This window comes from Nitrospirota bacterium, assembly GCA_040752355.1.
In the GTDB taxonomy this organism is placed as follows: domain Bacteria; phylum Nitrospirota; class Thermodesulfovibrionia; order Thermodesulfovibrionales; family Dissulfurispiraceae; genus JBFMCP01.
The window spans coordinates 298,737-324,268 of sequence record JBFMHE010000001.1 but is presented as its reverse complement, the minus strand read 5'-3'; the positions used below and the strand labels follow the sequence as shown (position 1 = coordinate 324,268).

The following is a 25,532-nucleotide window of genomic DNA, read 5'->3' as shown; positions in this document are numbered from 1 at the left end:
GGTCAGACTTAATACTTGAATTACTACCGCTCTTCACTCCTCTTCTATCGACAACAGAAAGACTTCCAGCTTCTCCGCCAATTCTGCCCTCTCGCTCACATGCCGTGAGATCATCGCCGGGTCTTTGTGGACAAATGCCGCCACCTCCTTTCCCCTGTATCCATACTCCAGTGCCGCAATGCTCAACAGCTTCCTGCACCAAGCAATCTCTTTCACCCTGCTCTTTGAACGAAGATCTTTCAGCGTGACACCATGTGCTCTCTCGATGCCCCGAGCGATTTCCGAAAGAGAAAGCCCATGCTTTCTTCTCTTTCGTTCAAGAGGGACCTTCTGCTTTTCGATAATCTCCTCGACAAAACGGCTGCTACCTATTAACCGCTGGTCAATTGTCCGATACACGTCTTCCCTCGTAATGCTGATCTCCTCCCCCATAAAGGAACGGTACAGTTTCCGTGCACTCTCTTCCCTTTTGCTGAACAGCGGCAGGACAAGTCTCGTGTCCACTAGAGCCTCTTTTGCAGTTGGGCGCATATACACTCCATGGCTACTCCACGGGTAGCTATCAGGACTCTGCGTCAGGGTGGCCCGTACGGGATTCAGGTGGATATATTTAACCAGGGCCAGCAGGTACGTATCCTTTTCGCACAGAATCGCCTTATAGCGCCCCTGAAAGAGATGCCCAACGGTACGGTACTTCCGGTTGAAGTACATGGTATAGGTTTGATTGACGCCCTGGAGGGTTTTGGAAAGAGAGACAGAGGCGGTCTCTATGAGCAGGTGAATATGATTGTTCATCAGGACGTAGGCATAGAGAGAGAAGCGATGTCGATCTTTATAACGGAGCAGTATATCGAGATAGGTCTGGAAGTCCTCTTTAGTTCTGAAGACCTTCTGTTTCTGATTGCCCCGTGTAATGACGTGATAGAGGGCTCCTTCGAACTCAATACGCGCCTTTCTCGCCATGCAGAACAGTAACAAAACCGAACGCTTTAGTCAAGTATTAAGTCTGACCCTTATCGTCTTATGACCTTTAGTTCTGAAGACCTTCTGTTTCTGATTGCCCCGTGTAATGACGTGATAGAGGGCTCCCTCGAACTCAATACGCGTCTTTCTCGCCATGCAGAACAGTAACAAAACCGAACGCTTTAATCAAGTATTAAGTCTGACCCTTATCGTCCCTTATCGTCCTTACTTATCGTCTTATCCTTATCGTCATATCTTCATTTTTATTAAGGTCAAGTTTAATCGAGTCGTTTCTTTTATTCAACGAAACGCGGGGCTATGTCGAATAATAAGAACGACGCAAAGTGAATACAGGTTAAGGAAAGAGGATGACAGCCGAAGTGCTACGCCAGCACCACGAGATTATCCCTGTGGATAACCTCGTCGGAGTATTTGTAGCCGAGGAGGGACTCTATCTCGGAGGTCTTTTTGCCTCTGATGCGGGAGATGTCGACGGAGGAATAGTTGACGATGCCCTTGGCGATGCGGGCGCCTTTTGAGTCTACGCAGTAGACGGCGTCGCCGATGTCGAAGGCGCCTTCGACCGTGACGATGCCGGAGGGGAGCAGGCTTTTGCCCGATTTCAGGATCGCATTTACGGCGCCGTCGTCCATGATGAGGCTGCCCTTGGGTTTCACGGCATAGGCGATCCAGCCTTTCCGGGAAGAGATGCTCTTCGCCTTCGGCCTGAACTCGGTGCCGGCGTGGCCGCCCTGCAGAAGCGAGGCGATGAGGCCCTTCTTGCGGCCGTTGACGATATTGACGCGTATGTTGTAGGAGAGCGCTTTCCGCGCTGCAAGGATCTTCGAGTACATGCCGCCGGTGCCCACGGTGCTGCCGGTCCCTCCGGCAGCGGCTTCGAGCTCGGGCGTTATCTCGTCCACATAGGGGATCACCTCGGCGTCGGGGTCCTGCCGGGGATCGACGGGATAGAGGCCGTCAACGTCAGAAAGGATGATGAGGCGTTCGGCATCGATGAGGCCCGAGACGAGGGCGGCGAGCTGGTCGTTGTCGCCGAATTTGATCTCGGCTGTGGCGACGGTATCGTTCTCGTTGATGACCGGGATGACGCCGTAGGAGAGGATCGTCACGAGCGTGTTCTTCGCATTGAGATAGCGCTCGCGGTCGGAGAAGTCCTCGCGCGTGAGCAGCACCTGCGCGACTTTGCGCTTGTGGCGCTCGAAGCTCTTCTCATAAGCCCACATGAGCGATGACTGTCCCACCGCAGCAGCGGCCTGCTTGAGGCGTATCTCTTTCGGCTTCTCCTTGAGCCCGAGCTTCTTCATGCCTGCGGCGACGGCGCCGGAGGAGACGATGACCACTTCGTGCCCTTGAGCGCAGACCTCCGAGACATCGCGGGCGATGGAGGATATCCGCTTCTGGTTTAATCCGCCCAAGGCGTCGGCCAGGATGTTGCTGCCGATCTTTATGACGACTCTGCTCATGCTGTCACCTTCATCGACCGCTGCTCCGCTGCTCTTTCACCTTTTCGGCGAGGTATATCACGAGCTCACGCACTCCCTCGCCGGTCGCAGCGGAGAGCGCGAAGAAATCGAGCCCCTTTGCCGTGCAGTAGTCGCGGAGCTTATTCAGCCGCGCCTTCTCGTGCGCCAGGTCTGTTTTGGTCCCGGCCACCGCCATCGGCTTGTGCTCCAGCTCGGGACTGTATAATACTAATTCTCGGTTTATCTTTTCAAAATCCTCGACAGGGTCGCTCGTGAGCAGGTCAGAGCAGTCGACGAGGTGGAGCAGCAGCGAGGTCCGTTCCACATGCCGGAGGAACTGGAAGCCGAGCCCTGCGCCGCGATGCGCGCCCTCGATCAGCCCCGGGATGTCGGCCACGACAAAGCTCCGGAAGTCCTCGAGCTTGACCACGCCGAGGTTGGGGATGAGCGTGGTGAAAGGATAATCCGCGATCTTCGGACGGGCTGCGGAGATGACCGAGATGAGCGTCGACTTCCCGGCGTTCGGCAATCCGATGAGGCCGACATCGGCGAGGAGCTTCAACTCGAGCGTGAGCTGTCGCGCTTCGCCCGGCTCTCCGGGCTGGGCGAACTTCGGCGCCTGGCGCGTTGCGGTGGCGAAATGGGCGTTCCCGAGGCCACCCCGCCCTCCCCGGACGACGATCAGCTCCTGGTTCTCGTGATCGAGGTCCGCGACCACCTCGTTGGTCCCGGCATCCCTGACCACGGTTCCGACCGGCACGGGGATGATGAGGTCCTCTCCGTCCCTGCCGTGCTTATTGCTTCCCTTGCCGTGCTCTCCGCGCTCGGCGTTATACTCCTTGCGGTAGCGGAAGTCGTAAAGGGTGTTCAGCTCTCTGTCGGTGCGCAGGATGACATGGCCGCCCCGCCCGCCGTCGCCGCCGTTGGGGCCGCCCCGGGGGACGAACTTTTCGCGGCGGAAGCTCACGCATCCCCGCCCGCCGTCGCCGGCCTTCACCTGAATTTTTACGTAATCGACGAATTGCATAGTTAAAGAAAGGGTACTATGAGATTACTGAAGTGATGCTGAAATGAAAGAGGCAGGTCACTCGTCATGACCCGCCTCTCGTAACGATTCGCTCTGCTGTTACGCGCTCGCCGGCGCCGGCTGGGACTCCGCTACCGGGTAGACGCTCACTTTCATTCTGGTCTTGTCTTTTCTCTCGAACCTGACGACGCCGTCGACCAGGGCGAAGAGCGTGTCATCGGACCCTTTGCCGACATTGAGCCCCTGGTGGAATTTGGTCCCGCGCTGCCGCACCAGGATATTGCCGGCGCGGACGACCTGCCCGCCGTACTTCTTCACTCCGAGCCGTTTCGACTCGCTGTCACGGCCGTTTCTCGTGCTTCCTACGCCTTTTTTATGTGCCATGTTATCCTCCGATGATCTCTTTGATCTTAAGCGTGGTGTAGTGCTGCCGGTGGCCTCTCACTTTATTGTGGGCCTTCTTGGGAGTGGTCCTCAGGACGAGTATCTTGTCCGTCCTCCCTGCGCCGACGATTTCGGCCTTTACCCGTGCGCCTTCGATATAGGGCCTGCCCGTAACGGTCTTGCCCTCACCGGAGATCATGAGCACTTTATCCAGCACCACTTCGGTGTTGACGTCGCCGTTGATCCTGTCGACCTTCACCGTATCTCCGGCAGCGACCCGTATCTGTTCGCCTCCTGCCACGACTATTGCATACATGTTATGATACCTCCGTAACGATTTCGACTTAATATTTAAGCAGAAACCTTCCGATAAAGTCAATAATACAAAAGGTTTCCCCGCTGAAGGAACCGGCGGCAGCCACCGTGCGGCTTGAACTGACCCGCGATGCTTGGTTATAGTTATTATACTACAGTGTTTCATCGAGGAGGAACAATAGCCGATGCCGATATATGAGTACGAGTGTCTCAAATGCGGAAAGAGCCACGAGATCATCCAGAAATTCAGCGATTCCCCCCTGGCGGCCTGTCCCGAGTGCGGCGGCGAGGTGAAGAAGCTCATCTCGAACACCTCCTTTGTCCTGAAAGGGTCGGGCTGGTACGTCACCGACTACGCCCGGAAGTCCGAAGGCGACGCCAAAGGCAAAGAGGCTGCGGACAAGAAAGCGGCTCCCGATAAACCGGACGGCGCCGCAGGAGCCAAGGCAGAGGCGAAGGCCGAACCCAAAGCGGATACGAAGAAGGAGCCCGCCTCCTCCACATGAGCATTACTTCCCCGCATGCTCATGTCCCCTACGACAAGATCGATGAGCACCTCCCCTTTATTCTCGAGCATCGACTGAATCTCGAGATATACTTCGGCGCTCAGGTCCTCGATACGCTCGCGCCGGGCGGCCTCGAAAGGGTTTCGGGAATGCTGACACACAACCCTTCGCTCACCTTCCATGCGCCGTTCATGGACCTCTCGCCCGGCGCGGTCGATGCAAAGGTGCGGGCGGTAACGATGGAGCGCTTCCACCAGGTGCTCGATGCTGCCGAGGCGCTGAAGCCGCGCGCGATCGTGTTTCATTCGGGGTACGAGAAGTGGAAATATGCGCTCAGGGTGGACCTGTGGCTCGAAAAGAGCCTCGAGACCTGGGCGCCCCTGCTCGAGCGGGCTCGGCGCGTCGGCGCGATGATCGCTATCGAGAATATCTTCGAAGACGAGCCGTCGAACCTGAAGCTCCTGATGCAAGAGATGAACGCCCGCGACTTCGGCATCTGCTTCGACGCCGGCCACGCAAACCTCTTCTCATCGCTCCCTCTCGGGGCATGGATCGACGCACTGGGAGATCACCTCATCGAGCTCCACCTGCACGACAACGACGGGAGCGCCGACCAGCATCTTCCCCTGGGAGAAGGCGCCATAGATTTCTCCACGCTCTTCTCTCTGCTCAAGGGAAAGCCGTGCATCCACACCATAGAGGCCCACACCCCGGAGCGGCTCTTGAAAAGCATCTCCCGTCTGGAAGAATACCTCGGCAAGGTAGCGCGCTAGAGCTTTCCGGCCTGGTTGCGGAACGAGAAGCCCCGGAGATGCGGGTCGGCTTTCCCTTTATACTGTATCATCACCTTGTGGGACTCCCCCATGCCCTGCGGGAAGAGCAGCTTCTTCACTCTCGCCATCTCGAAGGGGTCGGGGGCAGGGCCGTACCGCTCGGTGATCACCTCATCGATGCCGAGCGCCACGAGATAGGGTCCCTGCGAGCAGAGGCCGACCGCCTTCAGCCCGTATTGCTCTCCCCACTTCTTGAGGGAGGAAAAATTGACATGCGCGGTCATGTCCTGTTCGCCGATGTGCTGGTAGGGATTCTCGTTGAGCTGGTGCTGATGGTAGCAGAGGAGCGTTCCGCGGCTCCGATCCTCGCTGTAATAGTCGCCCGCGGAATAGCCGTAGTCGATGGTCAGCACGAAACCCTCTTCGAGGCAGCGGGAGATATCCTGCAGCCACTCCCTGATGCGCAGGTTCACTTCGGTCTTGAACCCCTTGGGCAGCGCGATCGAGAAGCCAGCGAAGTAGTCCGCTATCTCCGGAGAGCAGGGCTTCTTCACTTCGATAAAGTGGCCTTCCTCCGATACCGAAACATAAACCTCGGAAAGCTCGTCATCCATCTCGACAAGACGCACCGGAAAGGCGTCGAGGAGCTCATTCGATACAATACAGCCCCTCATCGAAGAGAGGTCACGGAGCGCCGATGCCCACGACACCTTCCCCGTGTGCTCACGGAGCAGCTCCTCCTGGTTGCGCCGCATCGACGGATTCAGCTCGATGATCGTATAGGCCAGACAAGGATATAGTTCCTTATGCTTTAGGTAGTCGAGCAGGTCCTTCGCCAGGTATCCCATTCCGGCGCCCATCTCCACGGCATGCAACGTATCGGGCCTCCCCATGAGCTGCCACATCTCTTCGAGCTGCCTGCCGAGCATGGCGCCGAAGAGCGAGTGGAGATGGGGACTGGTGTAGAAGTCCCCTGCCCTGCCGATGCGCGCGGCCTCTCTCGTGTAATATCCGAGGCCGGGATAATAGAGCGCCATCTCCATGAAGGTCTCGAAGTTGAGCGGCCCCTCGGCACGGATTCTATCGGCTATTTTCTGCTCAAGAGGATTCATGTACCTGTTCCCAGAACACAGCAGGGCGATCTGCAATGAAAAGCCGTTCCAAAGCGATGAATCCCATCACGGGCTTTGCAAGTTCATCGCTAAAGAATATACCTGGTTTTCCAGTAAGGCTATAGTCGTGGTTAGCTAATACTTCAAGGTATCGCTGGGAACAACTTTTCATTGCAGATCGCCCCGCTGTACGTGTGACTCCTTACCGTATCGCCAGCATCCGGTCGAGGGCGCGCTTTGCGGGTATCCGGATCTCTTCCGGCACCTTGATCACCGGCTTCATCTCCTTGAGCGCGGCGAGGATGCTGCCGAGGGTGGTCTTCTTCATATTAGGGCAGATCATGTCTCTTCTGAGCGGGTGAAATATCTTGCCCGGGTTCTCTTTCGTGAGGCGGTGCATCAGCCCCAGCTCGGTGCCGACGATGAGCTCCCTCGCACCGGATTCGCGGGCGAACCGCAGCATGCCCGACGTGCTCGTTACGTGGTCGGCGAGCTCGAGCACCTCGAGCCTGCACTCGGGATGCGCCATGAAGAGCGCGGCAGGATGCTCCGCTCTCGCCCGCTCGACATCCTCTTTGGTGACCCTGTCGTGGACATGGCAGAACCCGTCCCAAGCGATGATCTCTTTCCTGGTGTTCCTGGCCGCCCACATCGAGAGATTGCGATCCGGGATACAGATGACCCGCTCATCGGGCAGCGACTCGACCACTTTGACGACATTGGCCGACGTGCAGCAGATATCGCTCTCGGCCTTCACCTCGGCCGTTGTGTTGACATAGGCGACGACCGGCACGCCGGGGTAACGCGCTTTGATGTCCCTCAGAGTAAAGTCATGGGGAAAGACGAAGACCGGCTGGACAGCATAGCCGGGGAAGGTCTTCCAGACGCTCCGGGGAGACCTGACCTGCACCATCTCCGCCATGGGGCAGCCGGCGCTGATCTCGGGCAGGAGGACCACCTTGTCGGGAGAGAGGATCGAGGCGCTCTCGGCCATGAAGTGGACGCCGCAGAAGACGATGACCTCGCATTCCTGTGTCGCGGCAATACGAGAAAGCTCGAGCGAATCACCTACGTAATCGGCAATATCCTGCACCTCGTCGCGCTGATAATTATGAGAGAGGATGATCGCCTTGCGTTCAGCTTTCAGCCGTAGTATTTCCTCCCGCAACGTCCCTGCCGCAGTGGTCATCGGATAGCCCTATTTTTTCTGATACGAAGTGGCGAGATACGAATTGGTAAAGAGTATGGTGCCGTCCTCTTGAACGAACCGCTTGATGCGGTTATACTCTTTCTTTATTTCGCGCTGCAGTTCCTGCGCCGTCATGGTGATGGGCGCCGTTCCCGTATAGGACGCCATCACCTTCTTTACATAGGCCACGGTCTCGGGGATGGAGGGGACGGCCCACTTCTTCTCGACGCGCTTCGGCCCTGCGTTATAAGCGGCAAGGGCGAGGACCGTGTTGCCGCCGAACTTCTCGAGCAGATACTTGAGATATCGGGTCCCGCCGTCGACGTTCTCCTCGGGGTCGAAGATATCGGCGACGCCGAGGAGGGATGCAGTGCCGGGCATCAGCTGCATCAGGCCGCAGGCGCCTTTCGGCGAGACCGCGTTGGGGTTGCCGTTCGACTCGGCCTTGATCACCGCCTTGATGAGCTGGGGGTCCATGTCATGCTGCCGCGCCTTTTCCTCTACAAGCGAGTGGAGGTCGAACGAGCGGGGAGACGGCTCCCTCTTCGCACGGACCGGCGCCGCCTCTTTTTTGGGGCTCTCCTTGGGGGTCTGCTGCTCTTTGTAAACGATCCTGCCGCTCTTATCGACAGGGCAATTCGTAAAGTGAACAGAGCCGTCGGGCGATTGGTAGGTGAAAATATCGGCCTTCGCCTCGCCGGTCGCGAGCAGCATCGCTAACAAAATCAACCATCTCTTCATCGTCTCAATCATACCATGCTCCGTGCCGTCGATTCAAGCGAACCGCTCACCGCCACGATCATTATTAATGAATAGGTGCGAGGAATATTTTTCCCTTCCTGTAGGGGAGTCCCTCCAGTTCACGCCTTTACGCTTCAGGGCGGTACGGCATCATCCCCCTGTTTTCAACCATCTCTCTTTATTATCGGCACTGGCATGGGATATGCTTAATGCTATATGCTTGGGAAGAGGGGGCCCGCAAGGAAGCGCCCTCTCGAAGGAGGCTGAGGAATATACTATGGAACAGATCGCGTACGTAGTGACCGCCCTTCTGGCAGCAGGATATCTCACGACCCTGCTGGTGAGAAAACTGATGCTGCGGGGAAGGCAGCAGAGGATCGACAGCGTCCTGGAGAGCGTGCACCACCACGGCAGGGTCGTCTACAAGAAAAAGGTCTACACAGTGAAAGAGATCTGCGACCGAAGCCATTATCAGGGCAAAGAGTACAAGATATGCAAAGACCTGATTATCACGAAACCGGGAGAGGAGCAGCTCTTCAAGGTATCGATCGACGATGTCGAGCCCTATCGCGATACACGGGAGAAATAAAAAAAGTTGACAGCTTCCTTTTTTCTGCTACCATTTAATTACTGACATACTCTTTTCTCCTGACGGCCGTGTGCCCCTCCAACCACACGGCCTCTTTTTCTCTGTTGCGGAGAGACCGATACCCCCTTGCCGCCATTAGGATGACATGGCGCTACAGCGGGATCATTTCACCCCGCTGGCCTGATAGATAGCTCAAAATGGCCCGGCCATTTCAGACAAGCTCATAATCACGCTTATCACAACAGGCGCTCCGGTCCCATCGACGGCGCCTCTTCTCCAGTACGCAAGTTTTTGTTATATTGGCATATTTATCCATTGATCGCGGTCTGATAGCACCCATTCCGGGCATCGCTGGCACGCAACTTGAAATATATTTTTCGACATCGTACCGGAGGTGAGTATATGAGCGGTTGCGGTTTTCGTAAACTTATCTCTATATTGATGGAATCACCCCTCTACCAGACCCTTTCCATCAGGGAGCGTTATTCTCTGATGATTGACCTGGGGGAAAGCTACCCCTCCCTCGTCGACGCCCCGGTTGAAGAGATGCATGTGGGCTATGAGTCGAGCTGGACCGGCATCATCGCCACCGGGCAGGACCATAAAAATTATTAATAGGCCTATCGTTCCGGTGCATCGGGGGCCCCTGCACTGGTAGATTAAAGATGGTATACTGAAAGCTTCATCATCAAGCGGATAAGAGGTAACAAAGGGGGGGTCCCCCCCTGGAAGCACCGCAAGGAGGTTTGAGAGATGAGCATACTGAACATGAAGAAACTGAAACGTATACTGGTGATCCTGTCGATTCCCGCGAGCTTCGCCTGCGGATGGCTCTTCGGTATCAACGAGGGCGTCAATACCGGCTACAAGGTCGCCTATCTCGAGATGGACAACCTCCTCAAAGAGGGGGTCAACGGCGGCGTTAAATTCTCGATCAGCGGACTGAATGCGCGTTTCATCCCCCGGCAGGACAAAACGCTCATGTATAAGATGTCGGGACTGACCGCCGAAAAGGACTCGAAACGAAAAGAACTCTCATTCTAGACTCACGTAACCCAGGGTGACCGCTGCCCTGGCGCCGTTTTCAGGGGCTGCCAGGGACCGGCCGACGCGGCATAGAGAACCCTCATGAACAGACATGCCTGAACAATCTGAAGGATGAAGGCTGAAGGGGCCCCCGGCCCCGCGATGGTTACGAGAGCAGTTCGGACATTTTCTTCAGGAGCTCCTGGGGGTCCACCGGTTTCGAAAGGAACGCAACGCCCTCTTCGAGGAGGCCTCTCCCCTGTAAAACTTCCTTGGGATACCCGCTCATCAGGATCGTTTTGACATCGGGATTGATCTTGCCGATCTCTTCGCAGACCTCTTTGCTCGTCTTCTTGGGCATCATGACATCGAGCAGAACGAGCTGTATAACGTCCCTGTTGCCGATATACGCCTTCACCGCCTCCTCGCCGTTGGCAGCTTCGATAACGGCATAGCCGGCCTGCTCAAGGAGCGTCTTGAGCAGGAACCTGATCCCTCCATCGTCTTCTGCAAGCAGTACTGCGGTTCTCGCACTTCTGTTCTCAGGCATGGCTCCGGACACCTCGCATCATCTCTTCGCTAAGCGCATCTCGTTTTCAGCATAGTACTTTAACATATCTTATATAACTCAACTCAACACCGCCGTCCGAGATATACCACTCAGCATACAATAAAATGGAGCCGGGCGGTAGACCGGCAGCCGAAAGGACCCTCCACAGGCTTTATTTACATCCGCTCACAGCAGGCGGGCCACGGTGGTCTCGAGCAGGGCGATGAGCGGCGAGGGATGGATGCCGAGGACGATGAGCGCGGTGATGAGCAGTATCAGTACCGCGCTCCCGGTGAAGGAAAGGAACGGCGCTATGCCGGCGCGTTCTCTTTCTTCCGGAACGCGCGCGTACAGGGCGGCGATAACGCGCAGATAATAGAAGAGCCCGATGGCGCTGCTGATGACCAGGACGATGAGCAGCGGCCACAAGGCCGACCTCGCCCCTGCGGCGACCACATAGAACTTGCCGATGAAGCCAGCGGTGAGCGGGATGCCCGCGAGGGAGAGCAGCAGCGCCGTCAGGCTCCCGGCGATCCAGGGCCTCCGCCAGGCGAGCCCCTGGTACTCTTCGATCATCTCGGCCTCGGCCTCGCCCCCCGAAAGGAGAGAGACAATGCCGAAGGCGCCCAGGATCGTTATGAAGTAGGCGGCAAGATAGTAGCTCACCGCGGTTGCGGAGAGCGCGCCGCCGGCGATGGCCGCCACCAGCGCATACCCGAGCTGCGCAATCGATGAATAGGCGAGAAGGCGCTTTACATTGTGTTGAAAGAGGGCGAGAATGTTGCCGATGAGCATGGAGGCAGCAGCGAGAAGAGCGAATATAGCGGTCAGGACAGGGGAATCGTGAATATCCATCACCGCAAAGAGACGCAGCAGGAGCGCGAAGACAGCGCCCTTCGAGACGGTGGCGATGAAAGCGCTCACCGGGGCCGGTGCCCCCTCGTAGACATCGGGAGTCCAGAGGTGAAAGGGGACGAGGGCGAGTTTGAACCCTATTCCGACGATAATCATTATGAGCCCGCTGATGAATACGGCTTCCCCCTGCATCGCGGCAGCGCTCCCGGCGATGCCGGTAAACTCCATAGTCCCTGTCCGGGCATAGACCAGGGCCATCCCGAAGAGGAGGAAGGAGGACGATGTCCCGGCGAGGATCAGGTACTTCAAGCCCGCCTCGTCGCTGCGCTCTCTCCCTCGCTGGTAGGCTATCATGGCGTAGAGCGAAACGCTGAGCATCTCGAACCCCAGGAAGAGGGAGGCGAAGTGGCTGCTCGCTGCAAGCACCGCGGCGCCGGCGGTCGCAATCAGGAGAAGGATATAGAACTCGTCGGGTGCACCGTCCCGTCTCCTGAAGTACTCATACGCGAGCAGAGCGGTGATAATGCCCGCAGCCAGGATCAACCCCACATAAAACAGCGCGTAGGCGTCGATCACGAGGAGCGCCGTCACCCGGCGCGGTCCTGCTGCCGCTGCCTGCCGGAGCATACCGAACGCTGTTGCCATGCCCGCCAGCGTAATGAGCGCGGTCACCCTGTGGCTCCGGTGAAAGGCGATCACCACCATCACGACGACCGGTGTGGCCGCAAGCACGATGAGGGGCAGCAAGGCGGTGAGGTCAGCGGCGCTCATCGGCGGCGTCTCCCGGCGCCGATGCATAACTCATCCCCTGCTCTTCCTGCGCTATTCCCTTCCGCATATCTTCGAAGAGTCCTCCTGTCATGTCGAACACCGGCTGGGGATACATTCCGAGCCAGACGAGGAGGACGATCATGACGGACATGACCGCTGTCTCCCGGAAATCGAGGTCGGGGATCTTCCGTTCGTGCAGGTTCGGTCCCTGGAAAACCCGCTGGAGCATCCATAGTGCGTAGACAGCGGCGGTAACCAATCCGACCGCCGCGACAGCGGTCACGGCATAATTCACGCGATAGGCCCCGAGCAGCACGAGGAACTCGCCGATAAAATTACCCAGGCCCGGCAGCCCCAGCAGCGCGAGGGCGAAGAAGAGCGCCGCGGCGCCCATACGCGGCGCTGCTGCCCAGAGGCCGCCCATGCGACCCATCTCGCGGGTATGGAGCCGTTCCTGGAGCGCACCGACGAGGATGAAGAGCGCTCCGGTGGCGATGCCGTGGCATATCATCTCCATCACCGCTCCCTGGAGGGCGAGGGTATTCCCCGCGAACAGACCGAGGAGGACAAACCCCATGTGGCTCACGCTCGTATAGGCGACGAGCCGCTTGAGGTCGGACTGTGCAAACGCGAGCACCGCGCCGTACAGAATTCCGAAGACGCCGAGCGCCATGGCGACCGGGGCGACCGCGGATGCGGCGTCGGGGAAAAGAGGGAATATGAAGCGGATCATCCCGTACGCGCCGGTCTTCAGGAGGAGCCCGGCGAGGATGACGCTCCCGGCGGTCGGCGCCTCGGTGTGGGCGTCGGGCAGCCAGGTATGGAAGGGAATGACCGGGAGCTTCACCGCAAAAGCGATGAGAAAGCCCATCATGAGCCAGAAGCCGGAGACGCCTCCTGCAGGCGTGCCGAGGAGCCGGGGATAGTCGAAGGTATAGGCCCCGGTTGCTCCGGCGTGCACGAAGTAGAGGCCGAGGATCGAGACGAGCATCAGCAGTCCGCTCACCTGGGTGATGATGAAGAACTTGACCGCTGCGTAGCGGCGGCGCTCGTGTCCCCAGATGTCGATTATCAGAAACATCGGGACGAGCATGAGCTCCCAGAAGAAATAGAAGAGGAAGAGGTCCATGGCGAGAAACACGCCGTTGATGCCGGCGAGCATGAAGAGGAGCTGGAGGTGGAAAAACCCCGCTCTCTCTCTTATTTCGGTCCAGGAGGCGGCGACCGCCATGATGCCGAGCAAAAGGGTGAGCAGCACCATGAGCAGGCTGAGGCCGTCCATGGCGAGATGGAAGCCTATGCCCAGGGAGGGCACCCAGGGCCGTTCGAGCTCGACCAGCCACATGCCCTCCGGCGCGAGCAGCCCCATCTGCGCATACTCCCTCTGTTCGAGCCACATGCCGAGCGCGAGGCCGAACAGCACCGCGAGGACGATGAGCGCTGTCCAGCGCGACACCGCGGGATCGAGGCGCTCCACCCTCCAGGCGACCACGCCGCCGATAAGCGGAAGCAGGACAAACCAGAGGAGTATCATAGCAGCACCGCGAACGCCAGGAGCAGGACCGCGCCGAGGACCATGCCCGACGCGTACCACCGGACCTTTCCCGTCTGCAATGAGACAGCGAGGCGATTGAGCCCGCGGGCGGACTGCGCGACACCGAGATAGAGGAGATCGATGACATCATTCCTGTTCACCCGCGCCGCCCAGAGAAAGGGCCTGACGATCAGGGCATCGTAAAGGCGATCGAAGCCCCAGCCCGCGTACCAGATGCTCCGCACCGCCTCTCCTGTGCGGCTCCCCGCGAGCCGTGCGGCGAGATCGGTCCTGCGGAGGAACAGAAGATACGCGAGGAGAATTCCCGACAGCTGTACAGCCTCGATAACCGCCTCCAGAACGACCTCGACGCTGCCCCTGAGATGGACCTCTGCGAAAGGGGGCAGCGCCGTGTGCATCAGGCTGGTGAAGAGGTGCAGGTTCCCCCCGATATAGCTGAACGTACCGGGCATCTCGATCACTCCCGCAACCAGTGAGGGAATAGCCAGCACGACGAGGGGCGCGAGCATGAGCGCCCCCGGCCTCGCCGAAATGCCTGTCTTCATCGTTCCGAAGAAGATGGAGAAGACCATTCTGAAGGTGTACAGAGAGGTTATGAACGTACCCAGGACACCTGCCGTCCAGAGCCAGGGTCCCGCAGCGCCCGAGGCCCAGACGCGGTAAAGGATCAGGTCTTTGCTGTAGAAGCCGGCGGTCACCACCGGGAGGGCGGACAGGGAGAGCGCCCCGATGAGAAAGGGCCAGAAGACGAGCGGCATCTGCCGCCGGAGTCCGCCCATCCTGGACAGGTCGTGCTCATGATGGAGGCTCACGATGACCGCGCCCGCACCCAGGAAGAGGAGCGCCTTGAAGAAGGCGTGCGTCATGAAATGGAATATAGCGGCGGACCAGGCGCCGACCCCGAGGGCGAGAAACATATAGCCGATCTGGCTCATCGTGGAATAGGCGAGCACGCGCTTTATGTCCCGCTGGGCGAGCGCGCTGAACCCCGCGAGGAGCATGGTCGAGGCGCCGATCAAGGCCACGAGGAACTGTACGGAGGGCGCAAGCTGGAAGATCACGTTGGTGCGGGCGATGAGGTATACGCCTGCGGTCACCATGGTCGCTGCGTGGATCAGGGCGCTCACCGGCGTGGGCCCGGCCATGGCATCGGGAAGCCAGACCTGGAGCGGGAGCTGCGCCGATTTCCCTACCGCTCCGGCCAGGAGCAGCGCTGCGGCAGCGACCGGCAGCAGCGCATCCGGCGTCCACAATCGCTCAGCCCGTGCCATAAGCTCCTGAATATGGAGCGTGCCGAGGTGCGAAAAAAGCAGGAACAGGCCCAGGGCGAGCGCCGCGTCGCCGACGCGGGTCACCACGAAGGCCTTGCGCGCAGCATACCCGTTTGCCGGATCCCGGTACCAGAACCCTATGAGGAGATAGCTGCAGAGGCCCACTCCCTCCCATCCGAGGTAGAGCAGCAGGAGATTGTCGGCCAGGACGAGCACGAGCATCGAGAAGATGAAGAGGTTCGTAAAAGCGAAAAACCTGCTGTATCCCTCCTCATTCTCCATGAACTCGACCGAGTAGAGCTGTATCAGGAAGCCGACGGTCGTGATCACCAGCATCATGACCAGCGAGAGCGCATCGAGACGAAACGCTATCGCCGGGGCGAACCCCTCCACCGATATCCAGGTCCAGAGCGCGCTCGAGAGCGCGTGCCCTTGCGGCGGCGCTGCGAGGAATGCCGTCCCGAGCGTCAGGGCAGCGGCCATCGAGAGTCCCGTCGCAGCGGCACCCGCCGTCGCCGCCGCAGGACGCGGAAGATGCCTGCCCGCAAGCGCGAGGACCAGGAACCCGGCAAAGGGAAAGGCAGGGATGAGCCAGAGCAGCGCCTTCATCATCAGTTCCTCATGGTGCTGACTGCATCCGCATCCAACGTTTTCAGTTTATGGTAGATCTGGAGGATCAGGGCGAGGCCGACGGACACTTCGGCAGCGGCCATCGCGAGGATGAAGATGAACATGACCTGTCCGTCGGGCTGCCCCCAGCGCGAGCCTGCGGCAATGAAAGCGAGCCCTGCCGCGTTCAGCATGATCTCTATGGACATGAGCAAGAAGATCGTCGTGCGGCGCACCATCACGCCGACCAGCCCGATGGTAAAGAGCAGCGCTGCGACGATGAGACCGTGCTCGGCCGGTACCGCGTTCATCGCCGCTCCCCCCGGTCCCGTCCGTTCGGCTTGCTCCCTCTGTCCCGCCGTCCCAGATGATAGGCGCCGACGATTCCTGAAAGGAGGAGCAGCGATGCGAGCTCGACACCGATCATATAAGGGCCGAAAAGAGAGATGCCGACCTGCTTCGGCTCGACAGGCAGACCGGCAGCCGCCGGCGCCGGGCTGCGCAGAAAAAGAAAGAGCAGCTCGATCACCAGGATCGAGGCCAGGAAGCCCGGCCCTATCCATACCCTCGGGGCCAGAACCCCTCTTTCCTGAGAGCTGTTATTCGGCCCCATAGCGAGCATCATGATGACGAAGACGAAGAGCACCATGATAGCGCCCGCATAAATGATCACCTCGAGCGCCGCTGCGAACGGCGCGCCCAGAGAGAGGAAGACCAGCGCCACCGAGAGCAGCGAGACGATCAGGTAGAGGAGCGCGTGGACCGCGTTCAGCCTCGTAACCACCATGGCCGTCGAGACGACGGCGATTGCCGAAGCTATATAAAAGAGCTCGCTCACGGCAGCACGCTCCTCACCTCCACCGGGGGCTCCTCCTCGATGCCTTCGCCCTTTGCTTTTCCTCCTATCGCGATCCCCGCTACCTTGTAATAGTTGTAGCCGTGGTACTTCCCCTGCCCGCTGATCAGCAGGTCCTCTTTTTCGTAGACCAGCGCCTGCCGCCCGTATTCGGACATTTCGTAATCCGGCGTAAGCTGAATGGCGCAGGTCGGACATGCCTCTTCGCAGTAGCCGCAGAAGATGCAGCGCGAGAAGTTGATGCGGAAGAACGAGGGATAGCGCCTCCCGGTCCCGTCCACCGCCATCTGGAGCGCTATGCAGTCCACGGGACAGGCTGCTGCACAGAGATAGCAGGCGACGCACCGCTCTCCGCCGTCAGGGTCGCGCGAGAGGATGATGCGGCCCCTCCAGCGGGCGGGAAGACGCTGCTTCTCTTCGGGGTACTGGAGCGTCACCCTCCTGCGGAACGTGTGCAGAAGCATGATTCCCAAGGCGCGTAACAGACTGAGCACGGCTGCACCTCACGATCTTCTTGCCAGCAGGACGCCGCCGGTCACCAGGAGATTCAGCAGCGCCAGGGGCAGCATCACCTTCCAGCCGAAGGCCATCAGCTGATCGAACCTGAGCCGGGGGAAGGAGGCACGGAACAGGATGAACAGACCGATGATTATAAAGGTCTTGAGAAAGAACCAGACGAAAGGCGGCAGGACCGGGCCGAGCCACCCCCCGAAAAACAGGGTCGTTATCATCGCAGCGATGAGGGTGATGCCGAGATACTCGCCCACGAAGAACATGCCGAACTTCATCCCCGAGTATTCCGCATGGAAGCCCGCCACCAGCTCGTTCTCGGCTTCGGGCAGGTCGAAGGGGAGCCGGTGCGTCTCGGCCACCCCTGCAATCAGGAAAATTATCAGACCCGGGAACTGCGGTATGGCAAACCATGATCCCCTCTGCGTCTCGACGATATCGCGGAGGTCGAAAGAGCCGGCGAGCATCACCACGCCCATGAGCGAGAGCCCCATGAAGACCTCGTAGCTCAGCATCTGCGCCGCTCCCCGCAGCCCCCCGATCAGGGCGTACTTGCTGTTCGAGGCCCACCCTGCAAGGACTATGCTGTATACGCCGAGCGAGGACATGGCGAGGAAGAAGAGGAGCCCGATATTCAGATCCACCACTTGAACGCCCGGGACAAAGGGGATGACGGCAAAGGACATGAAGGTGGTGATCATGATAATGGCCGGGGCGAGCACGAATAACGGCTTGTCGGCGAAGGGAGGGACCCAGTCCTCCTTCGAAAAGATCTTTATCATATCGGCGACCACCTGGAGCAGGCCGAAGGGCCCTACCCGGTTGGGGCCGTAGCGGTCCTGCCAGAGGGCGAGGAGCCTCCGCTCGAGCCAGATGAGCCCTGCGCTGACGGTCGTCAGGACGGACAAGACGACGACGATGATCGCGAGCGGAATAACGACGCTCTTCATCGTGCCACCTCTACAGCATTTTTTACCCTCGCCGACGGCTCGATCAACCGTCTGCCCGGGTCTCCGCCGCGGAGCGGACCGTCCACCTCGCTCTGGAACTTGATCACTGCCTGTGGCGAGTTCCAGCCCGGCGCCCAGAAGCGCGGAATCAACGCAGGCGGGGGCATCCCCGGGAAGCCTTCCATGGTAAAGGCGAGCGGGGAGTCGGGATCTCCCGGCGGCCTCGGTTCGAAGACGGTCTCGTTCGCGACGATCGCCGTGCGTCCGCTGTTCCGGTGCGACTGGCGGGGGATTCTCATTCCGGCAATCCTGAAGCCCGCGGGCGGCGCGATATCGCGGACCGGTCCGAAGAGGGGCAGCGCTTCGGTCAGGCTCGCGATGACCGCATCCAGTCCTTTCCACTCACGGACCTCTGCACGCCCCGCTGCTGCCATGATGTCCCGCAGCCAGCGCCAGCTCTCCTGGATAATGCCGTCCGGCACGAAGACCTGGTAGAAACGCTGTGCGCGGCCCTCGAGGTTCACCAGCGTACCGTCGGCCTCTGCGAAGGCGGCGGCGGGAAGCACTACACCGGCCCTGGATGCCGTAGGCGTCATGGTGTGGTCTATCACGATAGTGTGCCCTGCATTCTTGAAGAAGCTGTCCACTGCATCGTTGTCGGCACGGAGAAAGAGGTCGTTTTCGAGGATGACGACTGCATCGACCCTTCCCTGCCGTGCAGCGGTGAACGCCTCATTCAAGCTGCCTCCTCCGATGAGGCCGAGGCCGAAGGTATTGCATTCAGGGACGACAAAGCTGAGGCCCGCGCTCTTCTCGCCGGTGCATAAGGCCCACGCCACGTTCGCCGCAGCCCGTATCACCGCCTCGCTGCCGCAGCCCGTTCCCGAGACCACGAGAGGCCGCTTCGCATTCATCAACGCCTGTGCCATGACAGCGGCATGCGTGCGCATCGCATCGTCGAGCCCCTCGACCGGGGAGAGCTCGTTATCGAGCTCATGGGCGAGGGCAAACCCGAGCCGCGCGATGTCGTCGGGCTCTGCCTGGTACGAGAGAGCGGCGATGTCCCGGAGCTTCGTCGGGTGGGGAGTTACAAGGAAGAGAGGACTCTTCTCATCCTGCGCAGCCGCGCGGACCGCGCCGTCATCCCAGAGCGGTATGCGCAATCTTTTCGCGATCTCGAACTGTCTCTGCCGCACCGCCTGGCGCAGCGCGAGGCTGAGCACCGGCGCGGTATCCGCCACCGCCTCGCCGAGGACCAGGATCGCGTCCGCAGATTCCACATCACGGAGCGAGGGAGAGCGGGCAGGCCCGTTTTCGAGGATATCGATGATCAGGGAGACCATGCGCGTATCCCTGTCGGATATACCCCTATAAAAGTGTTCCGGGCCGACCAGCATGCGCAGGGCGAAGTTCGCTTCGAGTGATGCGCGCGGCGATCCGATGCCGATCGTCCGCGCACCGGAAGCGAGGAGAGCGGCAACAGAGCGGACCGCCGTCTCCGCCGTCATCCTTTCTTCCTTTCCGGGTCTGGCTCCGGTTCCCGACGCCTCGTTGTGGTCCGTTACGGACCGCGCTGTCGGCTCTCGGACACGCTGATCGCTGTTCACGAATTCGTAGCCGTACCGCCCCCGGTCACAGAGGAAGTACCGGTTCACCTCGCCGTTGTAGCGGTTGCGTATCCGCCGCAGCTTCCTGTACCGCTCAGCCGGAATGGTATTGCAGCCCACCCCGCACTGCACGCAGATCGAGGGCGCTGTCTGGAGATCCCACTTCCGGGTATAGTGCTTCTTGAAGGTCTTGTCGGTAAATACCCCGGTAGGGCATATCTCGACGAGATTGCCGCTGAACTCGTTCCGGAGCGCGCCGTCCTCGGAGCGGCCGAAAAAGACCCGGTCGCGCAGGGCGAACACCTCCAGGTCGCGTCCCCCTGCATAGTCGCGATAGAAGCGGACGCAGCGGTAGCACTGAATGCAGCGGTTCATCTCGTGGGACAGCAAAGGGCCGAGGTACTGGTTCGGATAGGAGCGCTTCCTGAAGCGGAACCTCCGGGATGTGTGGCCGGCCATGAGCGTCATGTCCTGCAGATGGCACTCGCCCCCTTCGTCGCAGACAGGACAGTCGTGGGGATGGTTGACCATAAGCCACTCGATAACACTCTTGCGGAACGCCTTCGCTTCGGGATCGTCTATCGATATGCGCGTACCGTCGGCAGCCGGTGTCATGCACGCCATGACGATCCTCCCCTTCTCATCCCGCTCGTCCCTGAACTGTTTCACCGCGCACTGCCTGCAGGCGCCGACCGAATGCAGCGCCGGATGCCAGCAGAAGTAGGGGATATCGAAGCCGAGCGAGAGGCAGGCATGGAGCAGGTTCTGGCCGTCCTTCACCTCATAAGGCTTGCTGTCGATATAAATAATTGCCATGTTAGCGGTCTGTTTTTTCATGTTGCTCTTTTATCGATACGGGCACCGTCCCTCTCTTATGTGCCGCTCGAAATCATCTCTGAAGAGCCTCAACCCGCTCTTCAACGGCTCCATAGCCCCCGGCGCCAGGGCGCAGAAGGTCCTTCCGAGCCACAGGCCGTCGATATGCATTTCGAGCACTTCCATATCCTCGGGTTCGCCCTGCCCGTTCTCGATGGCCCGGAGGGTCTTCACCACCCAGGGCAGGCCCTCGCGGCAGGGCGTGCACCACCCGCACGACTCCTGTGCAAAGAACTGTTCGAGATTGAGCAGCGCACCCACAGGGCAGGTCTTGTCGTCGATGACGGTCATCGTTCCGGTCCCGAGCCTGCTGCCCGCCTCCGTGACCGAGTCGAAGTCCATCTTCACCCCGAACTGCTCCTCCGTCATGAACTCCGTGGAAGCGCCGCCGGGTATCACCGCCCGGAAAGAAAAACCGTCGCGCATACCACCTGCTCGCTCTTCTATAAGTTCGCCCAGTGGAGTTCCCATGGGAAGCTCCCATAAGCCGGGCCGCTTTACCCTCCCGCTGGCGCCGTAGAGCTTCGTTCCGCCGTCGCCGCTTCTGCTCAATCCCTTGTACCATTCGACGCCGTGATCGACGATATGCGGGACATTCGCGAGAGTCTCGACGTTGTTCACCACGGTCGGTCTGCCCCACAGCCCGCTCACCTGGGGATAAGGCGGCTTCGAGCGCGGGGTGGCGCGCTTTCCTTCGAGCGAGTTCAGCAGGCCGGTCTCCTCGCCGCACATATACCGTCCAGCGCTGACATGAAGATGCATCTCGAGCCCGGCGCCCGGGCCGGACCGGTCTCTGCCGAGATAGCCGGCGTCATACGCCTCAGCGATCGCCCTCTTTACATGCCGCTCGGCGCGCTTGTACTCCCACCTGAGAAACACGTAAGCATGCTCCGCCTGAACGGCATGCGCCGCGATCATCATGCCTTCGATGAGCTGGTGGGGATTGCCCTCGAGCAGGAGGCGGTCCTTGAAGGCACCCGGTTCCATTTCATCCGCGTTCGCGACCACATACCTGGGCCGCGGCGCATCATCTTCCAGGGGAACAAAGCTCCACTTGAGGCCCGTGTTGAATCCCCCGCCTCCGCGGCCGCGCAGGTTCGACTCCTTCACCATCTGCTGGAGCGCACGGGGCTCCATGCGGAGCGCCTTCCTCACCGCGCGATAGCCGCCGCTCCGCTCATATTCGGTCAGGCTCAGGGGTGAGCGGTCGGGCCGCATCGTTCCGGTGAGCGGGCGTTCCGTCATGTTCCATCGCTCCTGTACGTGCTGAGTAGTGCATCGATGCGTTCAGGAGTGAGATCGGTATAGAGCTCATCATCGATCATCATCGCCGGCGCCCGGTCGCAGGCCCCGAGGCAGGGAATGGGCAGGAGGGTGAACCGCCCGTCCTCCGTCGTCTGCCCGAAGCCGATACCGAGCCGTCCCGAGACATGGTTGAAAATGCCTTCGTATCCCATGATCCAGCAGCTGATCGTATTGCAGAGGAGCACGATATGCCTGCCCACCGGCTTCCGGAAAATGAGATTGTAGAACGTGGCAACGCTGTCGAGCTCTTCGGGAGTCATCCCGAGCATGCAGGAGAGGTCGCGGATACCCTCGTCCGACACCCAGCCCCTGTGGCGCTGAAGAATCTTCAGCGCGTCGATGCACGCAGCCCTCCTGTTGGCATACTGCCCGACCTCCGCCTCGATCTCCTGCCGCTCTTGCTCGGTCAGCATAATGCTTCCTAAACTCCAAATCTCAAATTCCAAAGTCCAAACAATTTCAAAACTCCAAACAAGAACAGTTTTTCCGTGTTTGTTTTTTCCTTTTTGTCTGGAATCTGGAGTTTGGAATTTGCCTCATCTATCGACATCTCCCATGATGAAATCGATACTTCCCAGGATCGCGATGAGATCCGATATATTCAGTCCGCGTGTCATCTCCGGGACCGCCTGGAGGTGCGGGAACGAAGGGGTGCGGATGCGGGTGCGGTAGGACTGCGCAGCGCCGTCGCTGACGAGATAGCAGGTAGTGTTCCCCTTTGCCGACTCGATGCCGAAGGCCGCCTCGCCGGGAGGGACCACCGGCCCCCAGCTCACATTCAGAAAGTGGGCGATGAGCGTCTCGATATCGTACATCGTCCGCTCTTTCCTCGGCGGCGTCGCCAGCGGGTGGTCTGACTTGTAAGGTCCGGCAGGCATGGCATCGAGGCACTGCTCGACAATGCGCAGGCTCTGCCGCATCTCCTCGACGCGCACCACCGCGCGGTCGTACGAGTCGCCGCGCGCTGCCGTGGGGATGTCGAACTCGAACTGCTCGTATCCCGAATAGGGACGACTCTTGCGGAAGTCCCACGCGAACCCGCAGGCGCGCAGGTTGGGCCCGGTCACTCCCCACTCGATCGCCTCGTCACGGGTCAATACGCCGACGCCCTTCGTGCGCGCCTTGACAATGCCGTTCTGCAGTATGAGACGGTCGTACTCTTTAAGGCGCTTCGGCATATAGGCGAGGAAGTCGCGCACCAGCGCATCCCACCCCTTCGGGAGATCGGCAGCCACGCCGCCGATGCGGAACCAGCCGGGGTGGAGCCGGAATCCGCAGATCGCTTCGGCGACGGCGTAGAAGCGCTCCCGGTCGTTAAAGGTGAAAAAGACCGGCGAGAGCTGTCCCAGGTCCCCGGCAAAGGTGCCGTACCATACGAGGTGGCTCGCGATGCGATACAGCTCGGCGAGCATGATGCGGATCACCTTTGCCCTGTCGGGCGCCTCTATGCCGGCGAGCTGTTCGACGGCAAGGACGTAGGGGAATTCGTTCAGCACGCCGGAAAGGTAGTCGATCCTGTCGGTATAGGGAATATAGGCGTGCCACGTCTGCCGCTCCCCGGTCTTCTCTGCTGCGCGGTGGTGAAAGCCGATGTCGAATATCGTCTCGACGATCTCTTCCCCGTCGAGATCGAGGACGATCCGGAGCACGCCGTGCGTGCCGGTGTGGTGAGGGCCGAGATTGAGGAACATGTAGTCCGTGCCGTCTTTGCGGGAAGGGAGCCCCCACTGCTCCGGACGGAATACCATCGCCTCCTCTTCCCTGATATCCTCTTCCTCGGGCAGCCTGAACCTGCCCAGCTCGGTGCGGCGAGCGGGATGCTCTTTACGCAGGGGGTGCCCCTTCCAGGTGGGCGGCATCAGGATTCTCCTCAGATGAGGATGCCCTTCGAAGGGGACGCCGAACATGTCCCAGACCTCGCACTCGTACCAGTCCGCGCAGCGCCAGATGCCGGTTACCGAGGGCATGGGGGGGTGCTCGCCTCTCAGCGGAACCTTGATCCTCACATCTTCGTTCCGGTCGAAGGAAAGGAGGTGATAGACGACCGTGAAGTCGCTGTCCGGCTGGCCCTCCCTGTGTCCGCGCACCCGCTCGTCGATTGCGGTGAGATCGTAGAGCATCGTATACGGCCTTTCGATGTCCGTCTTGAGGTGTCTCAGGATAGCGCCTATATTCTCCCTCGTCGTCCAGACGGTAGGGATATCGTCACGGGTAGCCTGCGGCACGACTGCGGCATCGCCGAAGGCGCTCTGCAGCTCCCGGATGATCGTGCTGTTTGGCGTTTGTACGCTGGCGCCGATGGTCGTCATATCTCGTCCGGGGGGAGCAGCTCCGTAACCCGCCGTCTCCCGGAACGCTTGAGGTCCCGCATGATCGGCATTACCGGCTTCTCGACCTGCTGCGGACCGACCGCCCAGCTCAGAGGCCGCCGCTCCCTGCCGACGAGGTCCCGGAGCAGCAGGAGTCCCTCCATGAGCGTCTCGGGGCGCGGCGGGCATCCCTGGACATAGACATCGACCGGGAGGAACGAGTCGACCCCCTGGACCACGCTGTACACATCGTACATGCCGCCGGAGTTCGCGCACGAGCCCATCGAGATGACCCAGCGCGGCTCCATCATCTGCTCATAGAGGCGCTTTACCATGGGCGCCGCTTTGATAAACACCGTGCCGGCGACGACCATCACATCCGCCTCGCGGGGCGTGCTCCGGAGCACCTCGGCGCCGAAGCGGGCGATATCGAACTTGCTCGTGAGGCTCGAGGCCAGCTCGATGTAACAGCAGGAGAGGCCGAAGTTAAAGGGCCAGAGCGAGTTCTTCCGTCCCCAGGACAGGAGGTCCTGGAGCTTTGCGAGCGCCACGCTCCTGCGGGTAGCTGCCGGCGCGGGAGCGGTCTCGTCCGCCGTCGCTGCGTTTGCGCTCTGCAGTGACCATTCCATCTCAGCTCACCCCGCCTCTCGCGATCTGCCCCGATAATGCCTGCGCCAGGGCATTCCCCAGTCGAGCGCACCGTCTCTCCAGAGATAGACGAGCGCGGCGAGCAGGACCGCGATGAAGATCACGACCTCTGCGTATCCCGCCCAGCCCGCTTCGCGGACCGCGACAGCCCAGGCGAAGAGGAACGCCGCTTCGATATCGAAGATAACGAAGAATATGGCGAGCAGATAATATTTGATATCGATGCGCAGCCGTGCGGAGCCGGTTACGGGCACGCCCGATTCATAGGGTTGACCGGTACGTCTCTCCGTATGCCTCTGCCCCAGAAGATACGAGAAGGTCAGCATGAAGACGACGAGGGCGACGACGGCGAGGAAGTAGACTGCCAGGGGCCAGAGGGGAGCCGCGTAGGATTCGAAAGCATTCATGCCGTACTCCTCCCCTACTCTTACCTTAGCACGCCCCCCGGTAATGTCAAGGCCGTCAACGCAGCGCAGCATATCTCCTGCGCTGCGGGTAAAGAAAACCATAATCGCTGCTGCGCTGATGAAACGTCGCATCATTAGTTATCTCATGATCGCTACGGTTCAGAGGCCCGACAGCAGGTCCAGATGGTTATCGAGTGCAGCGTACAGGAGGAAGACCGCAACGCGCGGAAAGGATCAGGACAGGTCTTCCCGGAATATGCAAGGACGGAGCGTCGGACACAAGGATGGCCTTCCTGACGAGAGAGGGCCTGACGGCATATCGCCACAACGACCTCCCCCGGAAT

27 protein-coding genes are annotated in these 25,532 nt (G+C 60.0%); 5 read left to right on the top strand and 22 right to left on the bottom strand.

Annotated elements, in window-relative coordinates; all coding sequences use genetic code 11:
- Positions 1-33: 33 nt before the first annotated feature.
- From AB1805_01470 to rplU, 5 genes are all read right to left on the bottom strand, one after another.
- The gene (locus tag AB1805_01470; GenBank protein MEW5744096.1) at positions 34-963 is read right to left on the bottom strand and encodes a transposase; all 930 of its coding nucleotides are present in this window, start codon (positions 961-963) and stop codon (positions 34-36) included.
- A gap of 383 nt (positions 964-1,346) precedes the next feature.
- Complete coding sequence (gene proB, locus AB1805_01465) at positions 1,347-2,447, bottom strand: glutamate 5-kinase (GenBank protein MEW5744095.1); 1,101 nt, start codon at positions 2,445-2,447, stop codon at positions 1,347-1,349.
- A 10-nt stretch (positions 2,448-2,457) separates the two neighbouring features.
- Entirely contained in the window at positions 2,458-3,474 is a 1,017-nt protein-coding gene (gene obgE, locus AB1805_01460; GenBank protein MEW5744094.1) for a GTPase ObgE, read from the bottom strand.
- A 99-nt stretch (positions 3,475-3,573) separates the two neighbouring features.
- A complete protein-coding gene (gene rpmA / locus AB1805_01455) occupies positions 3,574-3,858 on the bottom strand; it encodes a 50S ribosomal protein L27 (GenBank protein MEW5744093.1) in 285 nt (94 codons plus the stop codon).
- A gap of 1 nt (position 3,859) precedes the next feature.
- Positions 3,860-4,174 carry a 50S ribosomal protein L21 gene (gene rplU, locus AB1805_01450; GenBank protein MEW5744092.1) on the bottom strand — a complete coding sequence of 105 codons (315 nt, stop codon included), beginning with the start codon at positions 4,172-4,174 and terminating at the stop codon, positions 3,860-3,862.
- Positions 4,175-4,358: 184 nt separating this feature from the next.
- Between rplU and AB1805_01445 the strand changes: the two genes are divergently transcribed.
- Entirely contained in the window at positions 4,359-4,679 is a 321-nt protein-coding gene (locus AB1805_01445) for an FmdB family zinc ribbon protein (GenBank protein MEW5744091.1), read from the top strand.
- Positions 4,676-5,452 (top strand): sugar phosphate isomerase/epimerase family protein, encoded by a 777-nt coding sequence (locus AB1805_01440; GenBank protein ID MEW5744090.1) that lies wholly within the window; start codon positions 4,676-4,678, stop codon positions 5,450-5,452. Before AB1805_01445 ends, AB1805_01440 begins: the two co-directional genes overlap by 4 nt.
- Here AB1805_01440 and AB1805_01435 read toward each other — a convergent pair.
- From AB1805_01435 to AB1805_01425, 3 genes are all read right to left on the bottom strand, one after another.
- Positions 5,449-6,564: an SAM-dependent methyltransferase gene (locus AB1805_01435; GenBank protein MEW5744089.1), complete on the bottom strand. Its 1,116-nt coding sequence runs from the start codon at positions 6,562-6,564 to the stop codon at positions 5,449-5,451. The two genes, AB1805_01440 and AB1805_01435, sit on opposite strands and share 4 nt — an antisense overlap.
- Before the next feature lie 202 nt (positions 6,565-6,766).
- Positions 6,767-7,753, bottom strand: coding sequence for a quinolinate synthase (nadA, locus tag AB1805_01430; GenBank protein ID MEW5744088.1), 987 nt, complete (start codon positions 7,751-7,753; stop codon positions 6,767-6,769).
- Positions 7,754-7,762: 9 nt separating this feature from the next.
- Positions 7,763-8,506, bottom strand: coding sequence for a transglycosylase SLT domain-containing protein (locus tag AB1805_01425; GenBank protein ID MEW5744087.1), 744 nt, complete (start codon positions 8,504-8,506; stop codon positions 7,763-7,765).
- 265 nt (positions 8,507-8,771) lie between these two features.
- Here AB1805_01425 and AB1805_01420 point away from each other — a divergent pair, with 265 nt between their 5' ends.
- The 3 genes from AB1805_01420 (at position 8,772) to AB1805_01410 (ending at position 10,127) form a co-directional block, all read left to right on the top strand.
- Complete coding sequence (locus AB1805_01420) at positions 8,772-9,083, top strand: hypothetical protein (protein ID MEW5744086.1); 312 nt, start codon at positions 8,772-8,774, stop codon at positions 9,081-9,083.
- Between the two features lie 492 nt (positions 9,084-9,575).
- Positions 9,576-9,698: a hypothetical protein gene (locus AB1805_01415; protein MEW5744085.1), complete on the top strand. Its 123-nt coding sequence runs from the start codon at positions 9,576-9,578 to the stop codon at positions 9,696-9,698.
- A 138-nt stretch (positions 9,699-9,836) separates the two neighbouring features.
- Positions 9,837-10,127: a hypothetical protein gene (locus AB1805_01410; GenBank protein MEW5744084.1), complete on the top strand. Its 291-nt coding sequence runs from the start codon at positions 9,837-9,839 to the stop codon at positions 10,125-10,127.
- A gap of 148 nt (positions 10,128-10,275) precedes the next feature.
- On the opposite strand, the gene AB1805_01405 is transcribed toward AB1805_01410, so the two are convergent.
- The 14 genes from AB1805_01405 to ndhC all read right to left on the bottom strand — a co-directional run bounded on the left by AB1805_01405 (position 10,276) and on the right by ndhC (position 25,188).
- The gene (locus tag AB1805_01405) at positions 10,276-10,659 is read right to left on the bottom strand and encodes a response regulator (GenBank protein ID MEW5744083.1); all 384 of its coding nucleotides are present in this window, start codon (positions 10,657-10,659) and stop codon (positions 10,276-10,278) included.
- Positions 10,660-10,845: 186 nt separating this feature from the next.
- Positions 10,846-12,285 (bottom strand): NADH-quinone oxidoreductase subunit N, encoded by a 1,440-nt coding sequence (locus AB1805_01400; protein MEW5744082.1) that lies wholly within the window; start codon positions 12,283-12,285, stop codon positions 10,846-10,848.
- The gene (gene nuoM, locus AB1805_01395; protein MEW5744081.1) at positions 12,272-13,819 is read right to left on the bottom strand and encodes an NADH-quinone oxidoreductase subunit M; all 1,548 of its coding nucleotides are present in this window, start codon (positions 13,817-13,819) and stop codon (positions 12,272-12,274) included. The genes AB1805_01400 and nuoM overlap by 14 nt, the downstream gene beginning before the upstream one ends.
- Positions 13,816-15,720, bottom strand: coding sequence for an NADH-quinone oxidoreductase subunit L (gene nuoL, locus AB1805_01390; protein MEW5744080.1), 1,905 nt, complete (start codon positions 15,718-15,720; stop codon positions 13,816-13,818). Before nuoL ends, nuoM begins: the two co-directional genes overlap by 4 nt.
- A 2-nt stretch (positions 15,721-15,722) precedes the next feature.
- On the bottom strand, positions 15,723-16,031 hold the full coding sequence (gene nuoK / locus AB1805_01385; protein MEW5744079.1) for an NADH-quinone oxidoreductase subunit NuoK: 309 nt from the start codon (positions 16,029-16,031) through the stop codon (positions 15,723-15,725).
- The gene (nuoJ, locus tag AB1805_01380) at positions 16,028-16,558 is read right to left on the bottom strand and encodes an NADH-quinone oxidoreductase subunit J (GenBank protein ID MEW5744078.1); all 531 of its coding nucleotides are present in this window, start codon (positions 16,556-16,558) and stop codon (positions 16,028-16,030) included. Before nuoJ ends, nuoK begins: the two co-directional genes overlap by 4 nt.
- Positions 16,555-17,040: an NADH-quinone oxidoreductase subunit NuoI gene (gene nuoI, locus AB1805_01375; GenBank protein ID MEW5744077.1), complete on the bottom strand. Its 486-nt coding sequence runs from the start codon at positions 17,038-17,040 to the stop codon at positions 16,555-16,557. Before nuoI ends, nuoJ begins: the two co-directional genes overlap by 4 nt.
- 39 nt (positions 17,041-17,079) lie before the next feature.
- Positions 17,080-18,036, bottom strand: a complete 957-nt coding sequence (gene nuoH / locus AB1805_01370; GenBank protein ID MEW5744076.1) for an NADH-quinone oxidoreductase subunit NuoH — start codon at positions 18,034-18,036, stop codon at positions 17,080-17,082.
- Positions 18,033-20,459 (bottom strand): NADH-quinone oxidoreductase subunit NuoG, encoded by a 2,427-nt coding sequence (gene nuoG, locus AB1805_01365; GenBank protein MEW5744075.1) that lies wholly within the window; start codon positions 20,457-20,459, stop codon positions 18,033-18,035. The genes nuoH and nuoG overlap by 4 nt, the downstream gene beginning before the upstream one ends.
- A gap of 30 nt (positions 20,460-20,489) precedes the next feature.
- Positions 20,490-21,764, bottom strand: a complete 1,275-nt coding sequence (gene nuoF / locus AB1805_01360) for an NADH-quinone oxidoreductase subunit NuoF (GenBank protein MEW5744074.1) — start codon at positions 21,762-21,764, stop codon at positions 20,490-20,492.
- Positions 21,761-22,237, bottom strand: a complete 477-nt coding sequence (gene nuoE, locus AB1805_01355) for an NADH-quinone oxidoreductase subunit NuoE (GenBank protein MEW5744073.1) — start codon at positions 22,235-22,237, stop codon at positions 21,761-21,763. Before nuoE ends, nuoF begins: the two co-directional genes overlap by 4 nt.
- A 123-nt stretch (positions 22,238-22,360) precedes the next feature.
- Entirely contained in the window at positions 22,361-24,133 is a 1,773-nt protein-coding gene (nuoC, locus tag AB1805_01350; GenBank protein ID MEW5744072.1) for an NADH-quinone oxidoreductase subunit C/D, read from the bottom strand.
- Positions 24,130-24,762, bottom strand: a complete 633-nt coding sequence (locus AB1805_01345) for an NADH-quinone oxidoreductase subunit B family protein (GenBank protein ID MEW5744071.1) — start codon at positions 24,760-24,762, stop codon at positions 24,130-24,132. The genes nuoC and AB1805_01345 overlap by 4 nt, the downstream gene beginning before the upstream one ends.
- 6 nt (positions 24,763-24,768) lie before the next feature.
- Positions 24,769-25,188, bottom strand: a complete 420-nt coding sequence (gene ndhC, locus AB1805_01340; protein ID MEW5744070.1) for an NADH-quinone oxidoreductase subunit A — start codon at positions 25,186-25,188, stop codon at positions 24,769-24,771.
- Positions 25,189-25,532: the final 344 nt, after the last annotated feature.

What these genes read in the sequence shown, in the direction of transcription:
- nuoI (MEW5744077.1), bottom strand. Translation starts at nt 17,040, where the DNA reads ATGCTTCTGCACACGTTCCGCAGGAGGGTGACGCTCCAGTACCCCGAA.
- AB1805_01405 (MEW5744083.1), bottom strand. Translation starts at nt 10,659, where the DNA reads ATGCCTGAGAACAGAAGTGCGAGAACCGCAGTACTGCTTGCAGAAGAC.
- nuoL (MEW5744080.1), bottom strand. Translation starts at nt 15,720, where the DNA reads ATGAAGGCGCTGCTCTGGCTCATCCCTGCCTTTCCCTTTGCCGGGTTC.
- nuoG (MEW5744075.1), bottom strand. Translation starts at nt 20,459, where the DNA reads ATGGCAATTATTTATATCGACAGCAAGCCTTATGAGGTGAAGGACGGC.
- rpmA (MEW5744093.1), bottom strand. Translation starts at nt 3,858, where the DNA reads ATGGCACATAAAAAAGGCGTAGGAAGCACGAGAAACGGCCGTGACAGC.
- AB1805_01445 (MEW5744091.1), top strand. Translation starts at nt 4,359, where the DNA reads ATGCCGATATATGAGTACGAGTGTCTCAAATGCGGAAAGAGCCACGAG.
- AB1805_01345 (MEW5744071.1), bottom strand. Translation starts at nt 24,762, where the DNA reads ATGGAATGGTCACTGCAGAGCGCAAACGCAGCGACGGCGGACGAGACC.
- AB1805_01400 (MEW5744082.1), bottom strand. Translation starts at nt 12,285, where the DNA reads ATGAGCGCCGCTGACCTCACCGCCTTGCTGCCCCTCATCGTGCTTGCG.
- AB1805_01410 (MEW5744084.1), top strand. Translation starts at nt 9,837, where the DNA reads ATGAGCATACTGAACATGAAGAAACTGAAACGTATACTGGTGATCCTG.
- obgE (MEW5744094.1), bottom strand. Translation starts at nt 3,474, where the DNA reads ATGCAATTCGTCGATTACGTAAAAATTCAGGTGAAGGCCGGCGACGGC.
- rplU (MEW5744092.1), bottom strand. Translation starts at nt 4,174, where the DNA reads ATGTATGCAATAGTCGTGGCAGGAGGCGAACAGATACGGGTCGCTGCC.
- AB1805_01420 (MEW5744086.1), top strand. Translation starts at nt 8,772, where the DNA reads ATGGAACAGATCGCGTACGTAGTGACCGCCCTTCTGGCAGCAGGATAT.
- proB (MEW5744095.1), bottom strand. Translation starts at nt 2,447, where the DNA reads ATGAGCAGAGTCGTCATAAAGATCGGCAGCAACATCCTGGCCGACGCC.
- nuoH (MEW5744076.1), bottom strand. Translation starts at nt 18,036, where the DNA reads ATGAAGAGCGTCGTTATTCCGCTCGCGATCATCGTCGTCGTCTTGTCC.
- nuoK (MEW5744079.1), bottom strand. Translation starts at nt 16,031, where the DNA reads ATGAACGCGGTACCGGCCGAGCACGGTCTCATCGTCGCAGCGCTGCTC.
- AB1805_01415 (MEW5744085.1), top strand. Translation starts at nt 9,576, where the DNA reads ATGATTGACCTGGGGGAAAGCTACCCCTCCCTCGTCGACGCCCCGGTT.
- AB1805_01425 (MEW5744087.1), bottom strand. Translation starts at nt 8,506, where the DNA reads ATGATTGAGACGATGAAGAGATGGTTGATTTTGTTAGCGATGCTGCTC.
- AB1805_01440 (MEW5744090.1), top strand. Translation starts at nt 4,676, where the DNA reads ATGAGCATTACTTCCCCGCATGCTCATGTCCCCTACGACAAGATCGAT.
- AB1805_01470 (MEW5744096.1), bottom strand. Translation starts at nt 963, where the DNA reads ATGGCGAGAAAGGCGCGTATTGAGTTCGAAGGAGCCCTCTATCACGTC.
- nuoE (MEW5744073.1), bottom strand. Translation starts at nt 22,237, where the DNA reads ATGCTGACCGAGCAAGAGCGGCAGGAGATCGAGGCGGAGGTCGGGCAG.
- nuoC (MEW5744072.1), bottom strand. Translation starts at nt 24,133, where the DNA reads ATGACGACCATCGGCGCCAGCGTACAAACGCCAAACAGCACGATCATC.
- ndhC (MEW5744070.1), bottom strand. Translation starts at nt 25,188, where the DNA reads ATGAATGCTTTCGAATCCTACGCGGCTCCCCTCTGGCCCCTGGCAGTC.
- nuoM (MEW5744081.1), bottom strand. Translation starts at nt 13,819, where the DNA reads ATGATACTCCTCTGGTTTGTCCTGCTTCCGCTTATCGGCGGCGTGGTC.
- nuoF (MEW5744074.1), bottom strand. Translation starts at nt 21,764, where the DNA reads ATGACGGAACGCCCGCTCACCGGAACGATGCGGCCCGACCGCTCACCC.
- AB1805_01435 (MEW5744089.1), bottom strand. Translation starts at nt 6,564, where the DNA reads ATGAATCCTCTTGAGCAGAAAATAGCCGATAGAATCCGTGCCGAGGGG.
- nadA (MEW5744088.1), bottom strand. Translation starts at nt 7,753, where the DNA reads ATGACCACTGCGGCAGGGACGTTGCGGGAGGAAATACTACGGCTGAAA.